Source organism: Brevundimonas sp. GW821-FHT09G01 (assembly GCF_059416065.1).
The window spans coordinates 39882-56619 of record NZ_JBWKOL010000010.1 but is presented as its reverse complement, the minus strand read 5'-3'; the positions used below and the strand labels follow the sequence as shown (position 1 = coordinate 56619).

The 16738-nt window shown below is 69.2% G+C and carries 17 protein-coding genes; 11 read left to right on the top strand and 6 right to left on the bottom strand.

What is annotated here, in order from left to right; all coding sequences use genetic code 11:
- Position 1: 1 nt before the first annotated feature.
- The 4 genes from AC07NB_RS16015 to AC07NB_RS16000 all read left to right on the top strand — a co-directional run bounded on the left by AC07NB_RS16015 (position 2) and on the right by AC07NB_RS16000 (position 5168).
- The gene (locus tag AC07NB_RS16015) at positions 2-1561 is read left to right on the top strand and encodes a CpaE/TadZ family protein (protein WP_494572210.1); all 1560 of its coding nucleotides are present in this window, start codon (positions 2-4) and stop codon (positions 1559-1561) included.
- A 177-nt stretch (positions 1562-1738) separates the two neighbouring features.
- Entirely contained in the window at positions 1739-3199 is a 1461-nt protein-coding gene (locus AC07NB_RS16010) for a TadA family conjugal transfer-associated ATPase (protein WP_492312704.1), read from the top strand.
- A gap of 4 nt (positions 3200-3203) precedes the next feature.
- Positions 3204-4178, top strand: a complete 975-nt coding sequence (locus AC07NB_RS16005) for a type II secretion system F family protein (protein WP_492311722.1) — start codon at positions 3204-3206, stop codon at positions 4176-4178.
- A 9-nt stretch (positions 4179-4187) separates the two neighbouring features.
- A complete protein-coding gene (locus AC07NB_RS16000; protein ID WP_291838871.1) occupies positions 4188-5168 on the top strand; it encodes a type II secretion system F family protein in 981 nt (326 codons plus the stop codon).
- Between the two features lie 63 nt (positions 5169-5231).
- On the opposite strand, the gene AC07NB_RS15995 is transcribed toward AC07NB_RS16000, so the two are convergent.
- Together AC07NB_RS15995 and AC07NB_RS15990 are read right to left on the bottom strand one after the other, a co-directional pair.
- Positions 5232-5663 (bottom strand): SRPBCC domain-containing protein, encoded by a 432-nt coding sequence (locus tag AC07NB_RS15995; protein WP_494572209.1) that lies wholly within the window; start codon positions 5661-5663, stop codon positions 5232-5234.
- 47 nt (positions 5664-5710) lie between these two features.
- A complete protein-coding gene (locus AC07NB_RS15990; protein WP_291838865.1) occupies positions 5711-7012 on the bottom strand; it encodes an MFS transporter in 1302 nt (433 codons plus the stop codon).
- A gap of 117 nt (positions 7013-7129) precedes the next feature.
- Here AC07NB_RS15990 and AC07NB_RS15985 point away from each other — a divergent pair, with 117 nt between their 5' ends.
- From AC07NB_RS15985 to AC07NB_RS15975, 3 genes are all read left to right on the top strand, one after another.
- Positions 7130-7531 carry an SRPBCC family protein gene (locus AC07NB_RS15985; RefSeq protein WP_494572208.1) on the top strand — a complete coding sequence of 134 codons (402 nt, stop codon included), beginning with the start codon at positions 7130-7132 and terminating at the stop codon, positions 7529-7531.
- A 63-nt stretch (positions 7532-7594) separates the two neighbouring features.
- Entirely contained in the window at positions 7595-8902 is a 1308-nt protein-coding gene (locus tag AC07NB_RS15980; RefSeq protein ID WP_494572207.1) for an amidohydrolase, read from the top strand.
- 4 nt (positions 8903-8906) lie between these two features.
- Positions 8907-9248 carry a RidA family protein gene (locus AC07NB_RS15975; protein WP_291838856.1) on the top strand — a complete coding sequence of 114 codons (342 nt, stop codon included), beginning with the start codon at positions 8907-8909 and terminating at the stop codon, positions 9246-9248.
- Between the two features lie 6 nt (positions 9249-9254).
- On the opposite strand, the gene dapE is transcribed toward AC07NB_RS15975, so the two are convergent.
- A complete protein-coding gene (dapE, locus tag AC07NB_RS15970; RefSeq protein WP_494572206.1) occupies positions 9255-10415 on the bottom strand; it encodes a succinyl-diaminopimelate desuccinylase in 1161 nt (386 codons plus the stop codon).
- Between the two features lie 47 nt (positions 10416-10462).
- Between dapE and AC07NB_RS15965 the strand changes: the two genes are divergently transcribed.
- Together AC07NB_RS15965 and AC07NB_RS15960 are read left to right on the top strand one after the other, a co-directional pair.
- Positions 10463-10933 carry a cupin domain-containing protein gene (locus tag AC07NB_RS15965; protein ID WP_494572205.1) on the top strand — a complete coding sequence of 157 codons (471 nt, stop codon included), beginning with the start codon at positions 10463-10465 and terminating at the stop codon, positions 10931-10933.
- Complete coding sequence (locus AC07NB_RS15960; protein WP_492311716.1) at positions 10930-12222, top strand: MFS transporter; 1293 nt, start codon at positions 10930-10932, stop codon at positions 12220-12222. Before AC07NB_RS15965 ends, AC07NB_RS15960 begins: the two co-directional genes overlap by 4 nt.
- A gap of 71 nt (positions 12223-12293) precedes the next feature.
- On the opposite strand, the gene AC07NB_RS15955 is transcribed toward AC07NB_RS15960, so the two are convergent.
- Positions 12294-13325, bottom strand: a complete 1032-nt coding sequence (locus AC07NB_RS15955; RefSeq protein ID WP_494572204.1) for a 2'-deoxycytidine 5'-triphosphate deaminase — start codon at positions 13323-13325, stop codon at positions 12294-12296.
- 102 nt (positions 13326-13427) lie between these two features.
- Here AC07NB_RS15955 and apaG point away from each other — a divergent pair, with 102 nt between their 5' ends.
- Positions 13428-13835 carry a Co2+/Mg2+ efflux facilitator ApaG/CorD gene (apaG, locus tag AC07NB_RS15950; protein WP_492311715.1) on the top strand — a complete coding sequence of 136 codons (408 nt, stop codon included), beginning with the start codon at positions 13428-13430 and terminating at the stop codon, positions 13833-13835.
- On the opposite strand, the gene AC07NB_RS15945 is transcribed toward apaG, so the two are convergent.
- Positions 13795-14751: a LysR substrate-binding domain-containing protein gene (locus AC07NB_RS15945; protein WP_494572203.1), complete on the bottom strand. Its 957-nt coding sequence runs from the start codon at positions 14749-14751 to the stop codon at positions 13795-13797. The two genes, apaG and AC07NB_RS15945, sit on opposite strands and share 41 nt — an antisense overlap.
- A gap of 86 nt (positions 14752-14837) precedes the next feature.
- On the opposite strand from AC07NB_RS15945, the gene AC07NB_RS15940 reads away from it, so the two are divergent.
- Positions 14838-15803 (top strand): NAD(P)H-dependent oxidoreductase, encoded by a 966-nt coding sequence (locus AC07NB_RS15940; protein WP_494572202.1) that lies wholly within the window; start codon positions 14838-14840, stop codon positions 15801-15803.
- A 188-nt stretch (positions 15804-15991) separates the two neighbouring features.
- On the opposite strand, the gene gcrA is transcribed toward AC07NB_RS15940, so the two are convergent.
- Positions 15992-16516: a cell cycle sigma 70 cofactor GcrA gene (gcrA, locus tag AC07NB_RS15935; protein ID WP_492311713.1), complete on the bottom strand. Its 525-nt coding sequence runs from the start codon at positions 16514-16516 to the stop codon at positions 15992-15994.
- Positions 16517-16738 lie beyond the last annotated feature (222 nt).

Here is a 16738-nt window from a genome sequence, read left to right as displayed (position 1 = left end):
AATGAGCAACGCCTTCGCCCCCAACGCTTTTAACGACTTCGAGGACGACGAGTTCGACCTCGACATGGGCTACGTCGCCCAGGGGGCTTCGGGTGCGCCGGCGGTCGAGCCGGAAGCCGGCGCCTTCCCCGCCGAGCCGATGATCATGGACGATGAGGCCGGGCGCCGCCCGCCGCTGCAGTTCACGCCGCCAGCCGTCCAGTCGCCCCAGCCCCAGGCGCCGCGTCCGCCCCTGCCGGAACCGGTCCTGCCCGGCGGCGACTTCAACCCCGTCGGCGAACTGGTCGCCGGGGCCCAGGCCGCCTTCTCGCCTCCGGTCAGCGCCGGCCACACCGCCGAGGTTTCGGTCCCGCGCATCGCCATCCACGTCTTCGCCGAGCGGCAGGACACCCTGGCCGCCGCCGAACGCGCCGGCCAGGACCGCCGCCTGTCGCGCGCCACGACCCAGATCCGGGTTGGAGGCGTCGCCGCCGCCGTCGAGGCCTATCAGCATGAGCCGACCCCGCCGCTGATCGTGGTCGAGTGCCTGAAGGACCCGCAGACCCTGCTGTGGGAAGTCGACCAGCTGGCCGAGGTCTGCGACGCCGGCACCAAGGTCATCGTCGTCGGCGCCACCAACGACATCCTGCTGTTCCGCGAGCTGATGCGCCGTGGTGTCAGCGAGTATCTGGTCGCCCCGCTGCAACCGCTACAGCTGATCGCGGCTATCGGCGGTCTGTTCGCCGATCCGGCCCAGCCCTTCGTCGGCCGTTCGATCGCCTTCGTCGGCGCGCGCGGCGGAGCGGGCTCCAGCTCGGTGGCCCACAACACCGCCTACGCCATGTCCGAGCGGATCGGCGCCAATACGGTCATCGTTGATTACGACCTGCCCTTCGGCACCGCCGGCCTGGACTTCAACCAGGACCCGCTGAACGGCGTCGCCGACGCCCTGACCCAACCCGACCGGCTGGACCCCGTCCTGCTGGACCGGATGATGGTCCGCTGCACCGACAAGCTGAGCCTGTTCGCAGCGCCCGCCACCCTCGACGCCGACTGGGACATCAGCCCGGACGCCTTCGAGGAGGTCACCACCCAGATCCGTTCGACCGCGCCCTTCGTGGTGCTGGACCTGCCGCACGTCTGGTCGTCGTGGATGCGCCGCACCCTGATCAGCGCCGATGAGGTGGTGGTCGTGGCGACGCCGGACCTGGCCTCGCTGCGCAACGCCAAGAACATGATCGACCTGATCAAGCAGGGCCGTCCCAACGACGCCCCGCCGCGTCTGGTCCTCAACCAGGTCGGCGTTCCGGGCCGTCCCGAGATTCCGGCCAAGGAATTCGGCAACGCCCTGGGCATCCACCCCAGCCTGATCATTCCCTTCGACGCCAAGACCTTCGGCGCGGCGGCCAACAACGGCCAGATGATCCTCGACGCCGGGGCCAAGTCCAAGGCCGCCGAGGCCTTCCAGACCCTGGCCCAGATCGTGTCGCGCCGGGAAATCCCGCTGCTGACCGGCCCCAAGGCGGCCAAGGGCGCGGGCGGCAAGTCGATGTTCTCCGGCCTGTTCAAGAAGAAGTCCTAGAGCGTGTTCGGCAAGCGTACAGGTCAGCCCGGAACGCCCGCCCCGGCGGCGATGCGTCCGGCCGCCGCGGTGCAGCCCGCGCCTGTGCAAGCCTCGCCCGAACCCGGTTTCCAACCCCAGCAGGGCGTCCAGACCCAGGCCTTCGCCTTCGGCGGCCCGGACGCCGGCGTGGATGTCATGGAGGCGCCGCGTCCGGCGCCCGCGGTCCGGCCTCCGTCGGAAGCCGCCGACCGCCTCGACGCCCTGGCCTCGCGGCCCAAACCCGCGGCGCCCGCGCCCAAGGCGGCAGGGCCCGGCCCCAAGGCCACGCCCGGCTTCGAACAGCTGAAGAAGGCCCAGCAGGTCGCCGAGATCGTCCGCGAGCAGTCGGACTATTATCACGCCACGAAGACGACGATCTTCAACGCGCTGATGAACACGATCGACCTGGCCCAGCTGGCCCAGCTTGATCCCAAGGCCGCCGCCGAGGAAATCCGCGACATCGTCGCCGAACTGGTGGCGATCAAGAACGTCTCCATGTCGGTGGCCGAGCAGGAGCACCTGGTCCAGGACATCGTCAACGACGTCCTCGGATACGGCCCGCTTGAGCCGCTGCTGGCCCGCGACGACATCGCCGATATTATGGTCAACGGCGCCGGCCGGGTGTTCATCGAGGTCAGCGGCAAGGTCCAGCTGACCAACGTGCGCTTCCGCGACAACGCCCAGCTGATGAACATCTGCCAGCGGATCGTGTCGCAGGTCGGCCGCCGGGTCGACGAAAGCTCCCCGATCTGCGACGCCCGCCTGCCGGACGGCTCGCGCGTCAACGTCATCGCCCCGCCGCTGGCCATCGATGGCCCGACGCTGACGATCCGGAAGTTCAAGAAAGACAAGCTGACGATGAAGAACCTGGTGGAGTTCGCCTCCATCAGCCCCGAGGGCGCGCGCGTTCTCGGGGTCATCGGCGCCTCGCGATGCAACCTGGTCATCTCGGGCGGTACGGGTTCCGGCAAGACCACCCTGCTGAACACCCTGACGGCCTTCATCGACCCGACCGAGCGCGTCATCACCTGCGAGGACGCGGCCGAGCTGCAGCTGCAGCAGCCGCACGTGGTGCGCCTGGAAACCCGCCCGCCCAACCTCGAGGGGCAGGGCATGATCACCATGCGGGATCTGGTGAAGAACTGCCTGCGGATGCGTCCCGAGCGGATCATCGTCGGCGAGGTGCGCGGCCCGGAAGCCTTCGACCTGCTGCAGGCGATGAATACGGGCCACGACGGCTCGATGGGCACCCTGCACGCCAACAGCCCGCGTGAAGCCATCAGCCGTATGGAATCGATGATCACCATGGGCGGCTATGGCCTGCCGTCCAAGACCATCCGCGAGATGATCGTCGGCTCGGTCGACGTGATTGTCCAGGCGGCGCGCCTGCGCGACGGTTCGCGCCGCATCACCCACATCACCGAGGTCGTCGGCTTGGAAGGCGATGTGATCGTGACCCAGGACCTGTTCGTCTACGAAATCACCGGCGAGGACGAGAACGGCAAGATCGTCGGCCGTCACCGCTCGACCGGCATCGCCCGGCCTCGTTTCTGGGACCGCGCCCGCTACTACGGCCTGGAGCGCGAGCTGGCCGAAGCCCTCGACGCGGCGGAATAGGCTGATGCTTCCGATCCTCGCCGCCGTTCTGGCCTTCATCACCATCGGCGGACTGGGCTGGGCCTTCGTCGGCGGCGGCGATTCCAGCGACGCCGCGGTCAAGCGCGCCCAGAACTTCGGGGCTCCGAAACAAAGCGTCAGCGCCGCCAAGAAGGCCGCCGCCAACACGCCGGAAGCCCGCCGCAAGCAGATCCTGCAGCAGCTTCAGGAGTCTGAGCGGGCCGAACGCAAGGCGCGGGTCAGTCTGGCCGCCAAGCTGAAGCAGGCGGGCCTGTCGACCTCGGTGCGGACCTTCTGGATCACCAGCGCGGTGCTGGGCGTGTTCGCCTTCCTGCTGCCGCTGCTGTTCGGCCTGAACCTGCTGATCTGCCTGGGCGCCGCCGTCGTCATCGGCCTGGGCCTGCCGCGCTGGGTGGTCGGCTTCCTGGGCAAGCGGCGCATGAAGAAATTCTCCAGCCATTTCGCCGACGCCGTCGATGTCATCGTGCGCGGCATCAAGTCGGGCCTGCCGGTGCACGACTGCTTCAAGATCATCGCCCGCGAGAGTCCCGCGCCGCTGGGACCGGAGTTCCAGAAGCTGGTCGAGGGCATGGGCGTCGGCCTGACCCTGCCCCAGGCGCTGGACAAGATGTACGAGCGGATGCCGACGCCGGAGCTGAAATTCTTCGCCATCGTCATCGCCATCCAGCAGAAGACGGGCGGCAACCTGGCCGAGGCCCTGTCGAACCTGACGACCGTGCTCCGGGCGCGCAAGATGATGGGCGAGAAGATCAAGGCGCTGTCGTCGGAGGCTACCGCCTCGGCGGGCATCATCGGCTCGCTGCCGCCGGCGGTGATGGTGCTCGTCAGCCTGACCACCCCGGCCTACATGGCCAAACTCTTCACCGACCCCAGAGGGCAGTTCATGCTTCTGGTGGCGGTCCTCATGATGAGCTTCGGCATCTTCGTGATGAAGAAGATGATCTCGTTCAAGTTCTGAGGACCAGACATGCCGGGCCTCATCCCCTTCTTCACCGAACCCGCCAACATCCTCAGCATTCTGGTTGGGGTGCTGGTCTTCGCCACCATCGTCACCCTGGTGAGCTCGTTCGGCGGCGGAGCGAAGCTCGACACGCGCATGAAGGCCGTCGCGGTTCGCCGCGAGGAGCTGAAGCGCCGCTCGCGCCAGGCCATCGCCACCGGCCCGGGCGGCCTGCGTCACAGCGATGAGGGCTTCAAGAAGCGCGTCGTCGAACGGCTGAACCTGACCCAACTGCTGGAGGACCCCAAGGTCGCCGACAAGATGGCCCAGGCCGGCTATCGCGGGCCCAAGCCGCTGACGACCTTCTACTTCTTCCGCTTCTCGATGCCGTTCATCTTCCTGGCGGTGTCGGTCTTCTACCTGTTCGTCTTCAACGATTTCGGCCTGCCGGTGATGATGCGGGTGACCATCTGCATGGTCTCCGCGGTGGTCGGCTTCTATGGGCCGAACATCTTCCTGGCCAACCGCATCTCCAAGCGGAAGACCTCGATCATGCAGGCCTTCCCCGACGCCCTGGACCTGCTGCTGATCTGCGTCGAGGCGGGCATGTCGATCGAGTCGGCGATCCAGAAGGTCAGCCAGGAGATCGGCGGCTCGTCCATCGACCTGGCCGAGGAACTGACCCTGCTGTCGGCCGAGCTCAGCTATCTGCCCGACCGCCGCATGGCCTACGAAGGCCTGGCCAAGCGGACCAACCATCCGGGCGTGAAGTCGGTCGCCACCGCCATGACCCAGGCCGAGACCTACGGCACGCCGCTGGGCGCGGCGCTGCGCACCATGGCCAAGGAAAACCGGGAGATGCGCCTGTCGGCGGCCGAGAAGAAGGCCGCAGCCCTTCCGGCCAAGCTGACCGTGCCGATGATCCTGTTCTTCCTGCCGGTGCTGTTCATCGTCATCCTGACGCCGGCGATCATCAGCATCCAGGACACGATGGCCAAGGGCGGTTGACCAGGGTCAACCGCGAGGGGGCCAAGGGCGGTTGACCAGGGCCAACCGCGAGGCGGCTGACGCCTAGCTCTCGGCCGCGGTCTTCCAGGCTTCCGCCACGGCGTCGACCGAATGGCGCAGGTGCTTGCGCTGCTTGTCGAAGAACAGCTCGCCGCGCAGGCCCGTGAACAGGAAGCCGTTGGCGGCGATGCAGCTGCCGGGCTCCAGCTCCTCGATCTCGAAATAGCGCATCGACCGGAACCACAGGCCCCGGTTCTCCATCCAGACCAGTTGGGCGTAGGGCTGCCATTCGCCGACGCGGCCGACGACCCGGCGCTCGGGCAGGCCCTCGATGGCTTCGTTCAGGGTGATCTCGCCGCCGAAGGCGATGGTTCCCTCGACCCCGGTCTCGATCGGGTTCCACTGATCCCAGCCGGACAGGTTCGAGACGACCTCCCAGATCTTGTCCGTGGAGGCGCGAATGCCGATGCGTTTTTCGATCTTGGCGATATCCATGCGCCCCGTCTGGCACGGCTTTCAGGACGGGAAAAGGGCGCCGGTGATCAGCGGTTGCCTTCCGGCCCCGGTTGCGAGGCGGGCGGGGTTTCCGGCGAGGGCGTCTCGTCCCGGTCAGGCAGGTCCGCCGGGCCGGCGCGCAGGCGGGGGCTCATGAAACAGAGCGCCGTCGCGGCGGCCAGCAGCAGAGCGTTGGCGATGAAGGGGGCGGGCTCGGCGAACTCATAGAGGGCCACCCCGATCACCGGCGGCGCCAGGAAGCTGAGGCCCGCCAGCGACATCATCAGCCCGGCCACCGTCCCCTGTTCGGATGCGCCGACCGACAGGGACGATCCGGCGGTGAAGCCGGGCCGGGCGAAGCCGACCCCCATCGACACCACGGCGTAGCCCATGACCACGCCATAGTAGCCGGGCGAGGCGATGCTCAGCACATTGCCCGCCAGCGCCAGTCCGGCGCCCCAGCGCATCAGGTCGCGCGGCTGCAGCTTCAGCAGAGGGATCAGACCCCATTGCGCCAGCAGGGTCGCGGCCGCGCCGGCGAACATGGCCAGGGCGATGAAGGGGTGGGTGTCATGCGCCGCCGTGCCTGTGGCGGCCAGCTCATCGATGATGTGGAAGCCCAGCACGGAGATGTTCACCGCCTGCGCCCCGGTCACCAGCAGGCCGTACAGCAGGTAGTCGCGGACTCGCGGGTCCTTCCACAGGCCCTTGCCGGTCTGGTCGCGGCGGCCGCTGGGCGAGGGGATGCGCGCCACCTCGCCGCTCGGCAGCCTGCGCCAGACCACCACCAGCGCGACCGCGCCCATGGCGGCGAAGGCGTACATCGGGCCCGCCAGTCCGATCAGGGGCAGGACGAACAGCGGCGCCAGGGTCGGGCCTACCACGGTGCCCAGTCCCTGGGCGGAGGCCAGCATCGACATCGCCTGGGTGCGCTGTTCGGCGGTGGTCCGGTCGGCGACATAGGCCTGGGCCGCGATCGGGGCGGCGGAGCCGAAGACGCCGTAGATGGTGCGGGCCAGGGCCATCAGCACGAAGGCGACGCCGAACCCAAGCCAGCCCTTCAGGCCGGAAGTGGTCGCCAGGCCGAAGCCGGTCATCGACAGGACGAAGCCCGACAGGCCGATCATCATGACCTTCTTGCGCCCCAGGGTGTCCGACAGCCGGGCCCAGTAGGGCGAGGCCAGGGTCCACATCAGGGCCGAAATGGCGAAGGCGGCCGAGACCAGGGTGTCGCGCAATTCGAACGCCCGGCCGATGTTCGGCAGCACCGACTGCAGGGCCATATTGCCCGCCGCCGCGATCAGGCTGACCGAGAACAGGATTCCGAAGGCGGGGGAGCGAAGGTTCACCGCCGGAGCCTAGACCGCGCGGCAGGCCCCGTCACCCGCCCGTCGACCTTGTCCGTTTCCCGCCAGACCCTGCGCCTTCCGGGGCGCAGGATCGCGCGACAAGGACAGGAGACGCCCATGGCCTCGATCCGCATCGAACGTATCGTCCATGCGCCCGCCGAACAGGTCTGGGACGCGATCCGCGACGTGGGCGCCCTCCATACCCGGCTGGTTCCCGGCTTCGTGGTCGACACGGTGCTGGACGGCGACGCCCGCCTGGTCACCTTCGGCAACGGCATGACGGCGCGTGAGGTCATCGTTGACCTGGACGACACCCGCCGCCGCTTCGCCTACAGCGTCCGCGCCGAGACCCTGAGCCACCACAGCGCCACCAACGAGGTCTTCGACGAGGGCGAGGGGCGCTGCCGCTTCGTCTGGGTCGCCGACCTCCTGCCCGACGCGGCGGCCCCCGTCGTCGAGCAGATGATGGACCGCGGCGCCGATGTCCTGAAGACCACGCTGGAGGCGGCGAACGCCTGACGCTTGCACAAGGGCGGCGCGTCCGCGACGGTGGCGGCTTCGGATTTCCCGGGGGACGCCTGCATGACCATTCGCCGCCTTGTCTTCGGTTCGGCCCTGGCGCTGGCCCTCTCCGCCGGAGCCGCTATGGCCCAGGTCCCGCTCGCCCGGGTCGAGGCCGCCGTCGCCGCCGAGACGCCCAAGGTCGTCGCCTGGCGCCGCGACCTGCACGCCAATCCCGAGTTGGGCTTCTCCGAGACCCGCACCGCGGCCCTAGTCGCCGAGCATCTGCGCGCCCTGGGCCTGGACGTCCGGACCGGCGTCGGGCGCACCGGCGTGGTCGGCGTCCTGCGCGGCGGCCGGCCAGGCCGCACCGTGGCCTTGCGGGCTGACATGGACGCCCTGCCGGTGCTGGAGGCGACCGGTCTGCCGTTCGCCTCGACCGCCACCGGAACCTACATGGGCAATACGGTGCCGGTGGCGCACGCCTGCGGCCACGACGCCCACATCGCCATGCTGATGGGCGCCGCCGAGGTGCTGGCGGGCATGAAGGCCGACATCGCCGGGACTGTCGTCTTCATCTTCCAGCCCGCCGAAGAGGGCGCCCCTCCGGGAGAGCCCAAGGGCGGCGCCGCCCTGATGATCGAGGACGGCGCCCTGCGCGATCCGCGTCCCGACGCCATCTTCGGCCTGCACGTGGTGCCGGGCCGGGCGGGGACGGTCTTTTATCGCCCGCGCGGCTTCATGGCCGCCTCGGACCGCGTCGACATCGTCCTGCACGGGCGTCAGACCCACGGCGCCTGGCCGTGGAAGGGCGTCGACGTCATCGCGGCCTCCGCCGACATCGTCCAGACAATCAACAGCCTGACCGCCCGCACCATCGACCCGACCACGACGCCCACGGTCTTCACAATCGCCACCCTCGACGCGGGCGTGCGCTACAACATCATCCCGGACACCGCGACGCTGTCCGGCACTCTGCGCACCTTCGACATCGCCCAGCGCGACGACCTTGTCCGCCGCGCCCGCACCGCGATCGGAAACGTCGCCGAAAACTACGGCGCGACCGCCGAGTTCAATGTCCGCCAGAACGCGGCCCTGGTGTTCAACAATGAGGAGCTGTCGGCCTGGCTGGCGCCGGTCCTGACCGAGGCGGCGGGGGAGGGGAACGTCAACCCGGCCACTCCGCCGACGACCGTGGCCGAGGACTTCTCCTACCTGTCGCAGGAGGTGCCGGGCGTCTTCTACCACCTGGGCGCCACGCCCGATGGCGTCGATCCGGCCACGGCGGCTCCGAACCATTCGCCCGGCTTCGACGTCAACGAGAAGGTGTTGCCGCTGGGGGTCAAAACCCATGTACTGAGCGCCCTCCGGTTCCTCGAACGGCCCTGAACCCATGATCACGCGACTGCATTCCGACGACCGCATGAGCCAGGCGGTCATTCACGGCGACACCATCTGGCTGGCCGGTCAGGTCGGCGAGCCCGGCGAGGACGTGGTCGCCCAGACCCGCACCGCCCTGGCCGAGATCGACAGCCTTCTGGCCGAGGCGGGCAGCAGCAAGTCGAAGATCGTCTCCGCGACCATCTGGCTGGCCGACATCAACGACTTCGAGGCGATGAACAGCGTCTGGGACAATTGGATCGATCCCGCCAATCCGCCGGCCCGGGCCACGGGCGAGTCCCGGCTCGCCGCCCCGGAATACCGGGTGGAGATCATCGTCGTGGCGGCGCGCTGACGCGCGTCAGCCGCGCGTGAAATAGGTCAGGATCACCCGTTCATAAGCGACGGCGAGGGCTTCCAGCTCCGCCGTCGGCACGCGCTCGTCGATCTGGTGCATGGTCTGGCCGACCAGGCCCAGCTCCAGCACCGGGCACATGGCGCGGATGAAGCGCGCGTCCGAGGTGCCGCCGGTGGTCGAGGCGACCGGGCGGCGGCCCGTGGCCGCCTCCACCGCGTCCTGCACCGCCGTCACGAACGGGCCGGGCTCGGTCAGGAAGGCGTTGCCCGAGCACAGGTGCTCCAGGCTGATCTGCAGCCCGCTCTCGGCCTGCGCCTCGCCCGCCGCCGCGTTCAGCCAGGCGATCAGGTCGTCGCCGGTGTGGGTCGGGTTGAAGCGGATGTTCAGCCGCGCCTTCGCCTCCGCCGGGATGATGTTGGTCGCCGGATTGCCGATGTCGATGGTGGTGATCTCCAGGTTCGACGGCGGGAACTCCGGGTAGCCTTCGTCCAGCACGTGGGCGTCCAGCCGCGCCAGCAGCCTGGCCATCACGGGGGCCGGATTGGCCGCCCGCTCGGGATAGGCCACGTGCCCCTGCTTGCCGTGCACCGTGATCCAGGTGTTCAGCGAGCCGCGCCGCCCAACCTTGATCATGTCGCCCAGCGCCTGGGACGACGACGGCTCGCCGACCACGCAGGCGTCGATCACCTCGCCCTCGGCCATCAGCGCCTCGACCACCTTCTTGGTGCCGTGCAGGGCGGGGCCTTCCTCGTCGCCGGTGATCAGGAAGCTGAGCGAGCCGGGCACGTCGTCGTCCGCCAGCACCTTGGACACCGCCGCGACCCAGGCGGCGATGCCGCCCTTCATGTCCACCGCGCCGCGGCCGTACAGCACCCCGTCCTTCACCTCGGCCGCGAACGGGCCCGAGGTCCAGGCTTCGGTCGCCCCGGTCGGCACCACGTCGGTGTGGCCCGCGAAACAGAGGTTGGGCGAGGCCGCGCCCCGGCGCGCGTAGAGGTTTTCAATGTCCTCGAATTTCATCCGGCGGCAGGTGAAGCCGAGCCCCGTCAGGGCCCGCTCCAGCACATCCATCGCCCCTTCATCGGCCGGGGTGACGGACGGAATCCGGATCAGGTCGCGGGTCAGTTCGACAGGATCGATAACGGGATGTGATGCGGCGCTCATGGACCTGTGCTTTACGGGGTTCAGACGATTGCGAGAAGGCTCTCCCCATGCCGAAGATCGACATCGACAACGCGCCCACCGGCCACGGCACCGGCTATCCCGAGGAATTCGCGGGACCCTGCAAGCCGCGCCGCCGCTGGAAGCTGGGCGACGCCGTCGGCCTGAGCCAGTTCGGCGTCAACCTGTTGCGGCTTCCGGCCGGCGCCTGGTCCAGCCAACGACACTGGCATGAGGGCGAGGACGAATTCGTCTGGGTCGTCTCGGGCGAAGTGGTCCTGATCGAGGACGAGGGCGAGACGATCCTGCGTCCCGGCGACTGCGCAGGGTTCAAGGCGGGCGTCCCGAACGGCCACAAGATCGAGAACCGCTCCGGCGAGGAGGCGGTCCTGCTGGAAGTGGGAACCCGCACGCCGGGCGGGGATTGCGGCGACTATCCCGACATCGACATGGTCTTCAACCAGGCCGGCTATTTCCATCGCGACGGAACCCCCTATCCGAAAGTTGATCGCCGCACGTGACCGTTGAAAGCCTCGACGCCGGCTCACCCACGCCGCCGGCTCCGCCTCCGCCGCCTGAAGGGCCCGCCAGTCCGTGGGGCATCCGCGACTTCCGCCTGCTGTGGTTCGGCCGCGTTGTCGCCGTGCTGGCGATCCAGATCCAGTCGTCGGCCCTGCTGTGGCAGGTCTATGAGATCGCCCGGCGCGACCATCCGGTGGCCGAGGCCAGCCTCTATCTGGGTCTCGTCGGCCTGTGCCAGTTCCTGCCGCTGCTGGCCTTCACCCTGCCCGCCGGGGCCATGGCGGACCGGCGCGATCGCAAGAAGACGGTCTGGATCTCCATCCTGGTCGAGGCTTCCTGCGCGGCCTCCTTCCTGGCCATGGCCCTTCACGGCTCGCCGCCGCTGTGGGGCCTGCTGGCCGTCGCGGCGGTCTTCGGCGCGGCGCGGGCCTTCCTGGCGCCGGCCAGCCAGGCCTTCCTGCCCATGGTCGTCGGGCGCAAGGCCTTGCCGCCCGCCATCGCGGCCCAGTCCATCGCCTTCCAGACCGGCGCCATCGCCGGCCCGGCGCTGGGCGGAGTGATCGTCGGGGTCAATGTGCCGCTGGCCTATGCGGTGTCGCTGGGCATGTTCCTGCTGGCCGTCGCCGCCTTCATCCTGATCAAGACCGGCGGCAAGCCCGCGCCGGTCGAGGGCAAGCTGTCGCCTCTGGAATCGGTGAAGGAAGGGCTGGCCTATGTCTGGCAGACCAAGATCGTGCTGGGCGCCATCTCGCTGGATCTCGTTGTCGTCCTGCTGGCGGGCGTGGCCCTGCTGACGCCGATCTTCGCGCGCGACATCCTGCATGTCGGGCCGGAAGGCTTCGGCCTGCTGCGCGCCTCGTTCGGCGTCGGGGCCATGGCCGTGGCCATCTATCTGAGCCGCTATCCCATCGTGAAGCACGGTGGCCGCTGGATGTTCGCGGCGGTGGCGGTGTTCGGTCTGTGCACCCTGACCTTCGGGCTGTCGAAGATCGTCTGGCTGTCGGGCCTGGCCCTCTTCATCGGCGGCGGGGCGGACATGATCAGCGTCAACATCCGCCAGACCCTGATCCAGCTGGCCACGCCCGACCACATGCGCGGCCGGGTCAGCTCGGTGTCCATGCTGTTCATCGGCGCGTCGAACGAACTGGGCGAGGCCTACTCCGGCCTCATGGTCCGCATCCTCGGCGCGGTCGGCGCGGCCTGTTTCGGCGGTGTCGGCGCGCTGGTCGCCACGGGCGCCTGGGCGGCGATGTTCCCGGGACTGAGGAAGGCGGACAAGCTCTCGTAGGGTCGAGGGCTGAGGGGCGAGGGTCGAGGCAGAAGGCGGCGTAACCTCGCCCCCTCGCCCCTCGCCCTAGGTCAGCCCCAAGGCCTGAAGTGTTTCGACAGCTTCAGCCCCTGGCTCTGATAGTGGCTGCCGCTCTCGCCGTAGAGGCGCGAGGGGCGTTCGGTCAGGGGCTCGTAGACCAGCCGGGCGACGATCTGGCCGTGCTCCAGAAGGAAGGGGGTGTCGTGGGTGCGAACCTCCAGCACGCCCTTGGAGCCCGCGCCGTGCGCCTCGTCCGTGCCGAAGCCCGGATCGAAGAAGCCGGCGTAGTGGACGCGGAATTCGCCCACCGACGGATCGATAGGGGTCATCTCGGCGGCCTGGTCGACCGGAATCTCGACGTCGTCCGACGAGGCCAGGATGTAGAACTCGCCCGGATCCAACAGCAGTTCGCCGCGACGCAGGGTGAGCGGCTCCCAGAAATCCTTCGGGTCGTGGCCGTCGATGTGGTCCAGATCGACCACCCCGGCATGACGGCGGCCCCGGAAGCCGACGATGCCGTTTTCGCCGCCCGACAGCTCGACGCCGACTGAGCGGGTCTCCAGCTTGGGCGGTTCGCCCGCCTTCAGGCGCAACTGGTTCAGGCGGGTGCCCGGGCGCACCAGGATGGAGAAGGTCTGGGGCGCGATCTCAAGATACAGCGGCCCTTCATAGCCCTCGTCCACGTCGTCGAAGCTGCCGCCGCGGTCGGTCAGCAGGCGCACGAAGACATCGACGCGGCCGGTCGAACTCTTGGGGTTGGCGCGGGCGATCAGACCCTTGGGCAGGCTCAGTCGTTCCTGCAGCTTGGCGATGTAGACGCAGCCCTTTTCCAGCACATAGCCGGCGGACAGATCGATGGTGTGCATGGCCACGTCGGCGATGCGGTCCTCGACGTTGCGCCGACCGGGCAGGAAGGAGGCGCGCACACGCCAGGCCACGGAGGACAGGCGCAGGTCCAGGCTGGCCGGCTGCACCTGGTCGGGGTCGAAGGGGGTGTCCGAGGCGATCGCGCCGCCGGCGATCAGGGCTTCGATGGACTGGGCGGGCAGGATGCCCGGACGGGGAGCAATGAATGACGTCATGCCTCCCGCTTACACGAATTTGCGGCCTGTCTCTCCCGTCTCGTCGGTCGGATGAGCCACGGTTCCGCTTGACGCGCGTCTGGGTTCAGGGACCATTCGCGCATGCACGACCGCCCCGCCTACGAAGCTGAAACCGAAGGCATTGTGGTGCGCGTCCGGCCCAGTTTCCTGGCGGGCCAGTCGGACCCCGTCGCGGGCCGGTGGGTCTGGGCCTATCAGGTCGAGATCGTGAACCTGTCGCCCTCGCCGGTGCAGCTGGTGGCGCGCCGTTGGCTGATAACGGACGCGCGCGGCCACACCGAGGAGGTGCGCGGTCCCGGCGTGGTCGGCGAACAGCCCACGATCCAGCCGGGCGACAGCTATTCCTACGCCTCCGGCTGTCCGCTGGGCACGCCGTCGGGCTCCATGGTCGGCGGCTATTCCATGGTTGACGACCTGGGCCGGATGTTCGAGGCCGCCATTCCCGCCTTCAGCCTGGATGTGCCGGGTGAGCGGCGGGTGCTGAACTAGGGCCCGCCCGGGCGAACAGCTCCTGCGTGAGTTCGCGCACCAGATCCGCGACATGGACGATGGCCGGGTCGTGGGCCCGCCGCCGATGCCAGGCCAGATGCAGCGGGAACCCTTCCACCGGGATCGGCGGAGGAAAGAAGACCAGGTCATGCGCGTGGCCCAGCGTGGCCGCCACGCCGCTGGGCAACATGGCGATCAGGTCCGTCGCCGCCAGCAGCGGCGGGACCAGGGAGAAGCCGGGGACCGTGACCGCGACCCGTCGCACCCGGTCCAGCCGGGCCAGGGCGGCGTCAAGGGCGCCCCGCGTCTGGCCGGTCCCCGAGACCAGCACATGCGGCCAGGCCAGCCAGCGGTCGAGATCGAAACCCCGGGCGGCGGGATGGTCGCGCCGCATGGACACGACATAGGTCTGTTCGCCCAGCACCTCGCGGCGGAAGTCGGGCTCGACGCGCGGGAAGACCGACAGGGCCAGGTCCGCATCGCCGCGCTCCAGCGCTTCCAGCGCATTCTCCGAACTGCGCCAGCTCTCGAAGACGAGGTCGATGCCGGGAGCTGTCTCCCACAGCCGGGCCACGAGCGGCGGCGCCAGGAAGCCGGTGGTGAAGTCATCGACGACGAAGCGCACGGTCTGGCGCAATTGATCCAGCGGGATGTCGACCGGCACCAGCAGGTCCCGCGTCTCTTCCAGCACCGCCCGTAGCGGCGCCCGCAACGCCTCCGCCCGGTGCGTCAGCCGCATGCCCGCCCCGCTGCGCTCCAGCAGAGGGTCGCCGAACAGGGCGCGGCAACGGTCCAGCGCGCTGGAGGTCGCCGGCTGCGACAGGCCCAGCCGCACCGCCGCCCGCGTGACATGCGCCTCGTCCAGCAGGGCGTCGAGGATCACCAGCAAATTGAGATCGACCGAGCGAAGATGCATCAGACGAATAGTACATGATATGATCTATCCATTGGATTGATCATCCGCTCGCGGACACCCTGCCGTCAACCACGGAGGTGTTCCCGATGACCCAGACCCTGATCCTGCTGTTCCACCCTGATATCGCCAACTCGCGCGCCAACGCCGCCCTCGCTAACGCCGCGGCCTGCCTGCCGGGCGTCGAGGTCGCCGACCTACACGCCCTCTATCCGGACGGGGTGATCGACGACGACGCCGAGGTGGCCCGCCTGCTCGCCGCCGACCGGATCGTGCTGCAGTTTCCGTTGCAGTGGTACTCGACCCCGCCGCTGCTCAAGGCCTGGCAGGACCTGATCCTGACGCGGATGTTCTACATCGACTACGAGGCCGAGGGGCGTCGTCTGGAAGGCCGGCCGATCATGGTCGCCGTCACTGCCGGCAATACGGCCCAGGCCTATGAACCCGGCGGCCGCAACCTCTACCCCCTGACCGACCTGCTGCGGCCCCTGGAGGTTACGGCCAATCGCTGCGGCCTGCCCTGGGCCGAACCCTTCATCCTGTTCGAGGCCAACAAGCTGGAGGCCGCCGCCCTGTCGGAGGCCGGACGGCGCTTCGTTTCCAGGCTGAAGGACTGGGGCGCGTCGGACCTAGCGCCTCCCGGCCCGGTCGCCGCGCCGGTCCGTCCGCGCGACAAGCCGGTTCCGGCGTCGCTGGCCGTCGCGGCCCTGATGCTGCCGGTCATCGTGGTCGCCGAGATGGTTCTGGCGGCGCTGTCGTGGTCGTCGGGCGAGGGGCCGTGGAGCTGGCATCTGATGGCGGGCGCGGCTTTGCTCGCGCCGATCGGCTGGATCTTCTTCAGCGCACTGAGGCGGGCGTCCGCCAGGCCGCTGCGGCCCTGGGCCGTGCTGCTGGCCGGGGCGGGCCTGGTGCACGCCCTCGTCTCGGGGCCGGGGGCCGGACGCGCGGCGACCGGCGGGCTGATCGCCCTGATCGGCGTCGTGCTGCTGGCGAAGATCGGAAAGCGCCGTCGGCGGCAGGCCCGTATCGCGGGACCTGTCATCGCCTCGGTCTGAGAGGGGAGGGTGAGGGGCTGCGTCAACCCGGATAACCGCAGCCCCGCCCCCTGCTCCATCGCCGCGGCGGGCGCGGCGTCGGAGCGGACGGCGGCCCCTCTAGGGGCCATTCGTGACAGCCATGTGGCTGGATAAGAAAAAGGCGGCCCGCCGGGTGGAGCGAGCCGCCTTGGTCAGGTCAATGCGACCTAGATATAGCGGCGCAGGCTGCGGGCCAGTTCGCTGGCGCCGTCCTTGCCGCCCTTGCGGACCTGCGGCTGGTAGGCGACGCGGGCGTGCTCCATGCAGTAGACGCCTTCCGAGGCGCGGCGGCCGCAGAAGCTGAACTCGGTCGAGGACGGGTCGCCGATCGGCCATTTGCACATGTGGGCGCCCAGGGTCATGACCGTGGCCGTGCCGGGCAGGTCGGGGATCGGCGCCGGGGTCGGGGCGACCGGAACCGCGGCGCGCGGCTGGGCGGCCTCGATACGGCGCGGGGCCGACGGCGCCTGGGTCGGTTGCGCGGCGGGGCGCGGACGCGACGGGCGGAAGGTGGCGCGGGCCGGTTGCGACGGCGCGGCGCGGCCCGACAGGCCCAGACGGTGCACCTTGCCGATCACGGCGTTGCGGGTCACGCCGCCGCCCAGTTGCTTGGCGATCTGACTGGCCGACTGGCCTTCCAGCCACAGCTTCTTCAGTGCGCCGACGCGGTCTTCGGTCCAGCCTGCGGTCATGATCGCCTCCGGGGATTCAACATATGGGGTCGAACCGCCCCCTCGGGGGTCCTGACCTACTCCTAATCGTAAACCACCTGTTAAAAGGCGCAATATGTGGGAATTGGTCCGTCCACAGGAACCACATCTAGTATGGTTAAGGCGGGGCGCCTTGCGCGGTCTCATGGCTGGGACCGTGCGGGGAAGTGATGAGTGGCGAGTGATTAGTGGTTCGCTGCCGCC

Bases quoted from the DNA above. Each gene is read 5' to 3' on its own strand.
- AC07NB_RS15965 (WP_494572205.1), top strand. From the start codon at position 10,463: ATGCCGAAGATCGACATCGACAACGCGCCCACCGGCCACGGCACCGGC.
- apaG (WP_492311715.1), top strand. From the start codon at position 13,428: ATGCACGACCGCCCCGCCTACGAAGCTGAAACCGAAGGCATTGTGGTG.
- gcrA (WP_492311713.1), bottom strand. From the start codon at position 16,516: ATGACCGCAGGCTGGACCGAAGACCGCGTCGGCGCACTGAAGAAGCTG.
- AC07NB_RS15955 (WP_494572204.1), bottom strand. From the start codon at position 13,325: ATGACGTCATTCATTGCTCCCCGTCCGGGCATCCTGCCCGCCCAGTCC.
- AC07NB_RS15980 (WP_494572207.1), top strand. From the start codon at position 7,595: ATGACCATTCGCCGCCTTGTCTTCGGTTCGGCCCTGGCGCTGGCCCTC.
- AC07NB_RS15940 (WP_494572202.1), top strand. From the start codon at position 14,838: ATGACCCAGACCCTGATCCTGCTGTTCCACCCTGATATCGCCAACTCG.
- AC07NB_RS15975 (WP_291838856.1), top strand. From the start codon at position 8,907: ATGATCACGCGACTGCATTCCGACGACCGCATGAGCCAGGCGGTCATT.
- AC07NB_RS16015 (WP_494572210.1), top strand. From the start codon at position 2: ATGAGCAACGCCTTCGCCCCCAACGCTTTTAACGACTTCGAGGACGAC.
- dapE (WP_494572206.1), bottom strand. From the start codon at position 10,415: ATGAGCGCCGCATCACATCCCGTTATCGATCCTGTCGAACTGACCCGC.
- AC07NB_RS15945 (WP_494572203.1), bottom strand. From the start codon at position 14,751: ATGCATCTTCGCTCGGTCGATCTCAATTTGCTGGTGATCCTCGACGCC.
- AC07NB_RS15995 (WP_494572209.1), bottom strand. From the start codon at position 5,663: ATGGATATCGCCAAGATCGAAAAACGCATCGGCATTCGCGCCTCCACG.
- AC07NB_RS16000 (WP_291838871.1), top strand. From the start codon at position 4,188: ATGCCGGGCCTCATCCCCTTCTTCACCGAACCCGCCAACATCCTCAGC.
- AC07NB_RS16010 (WP_492312704.1), top strand. From the start codon at position 1,739: ATGGAGGCGCCGCGTCCGGCGCCCGCGGTCCGGCCTCCGTCGGAAGCC.
- AC07NB_RS16005 (WP_492311722.1), top strand. From the start codon at position 3,204: ATGCTTCCGATCCTCGCCGCCGTTCTGGCCTTCATCACCATCGGCGGA.
- AC07NB_RS15985 (WP_494572208.1), top strand. From the start codon at position 7,130: ATGGCCTCGATCCGCATCGAACGTATCGTCCATGCGCCCGCCGAACAG.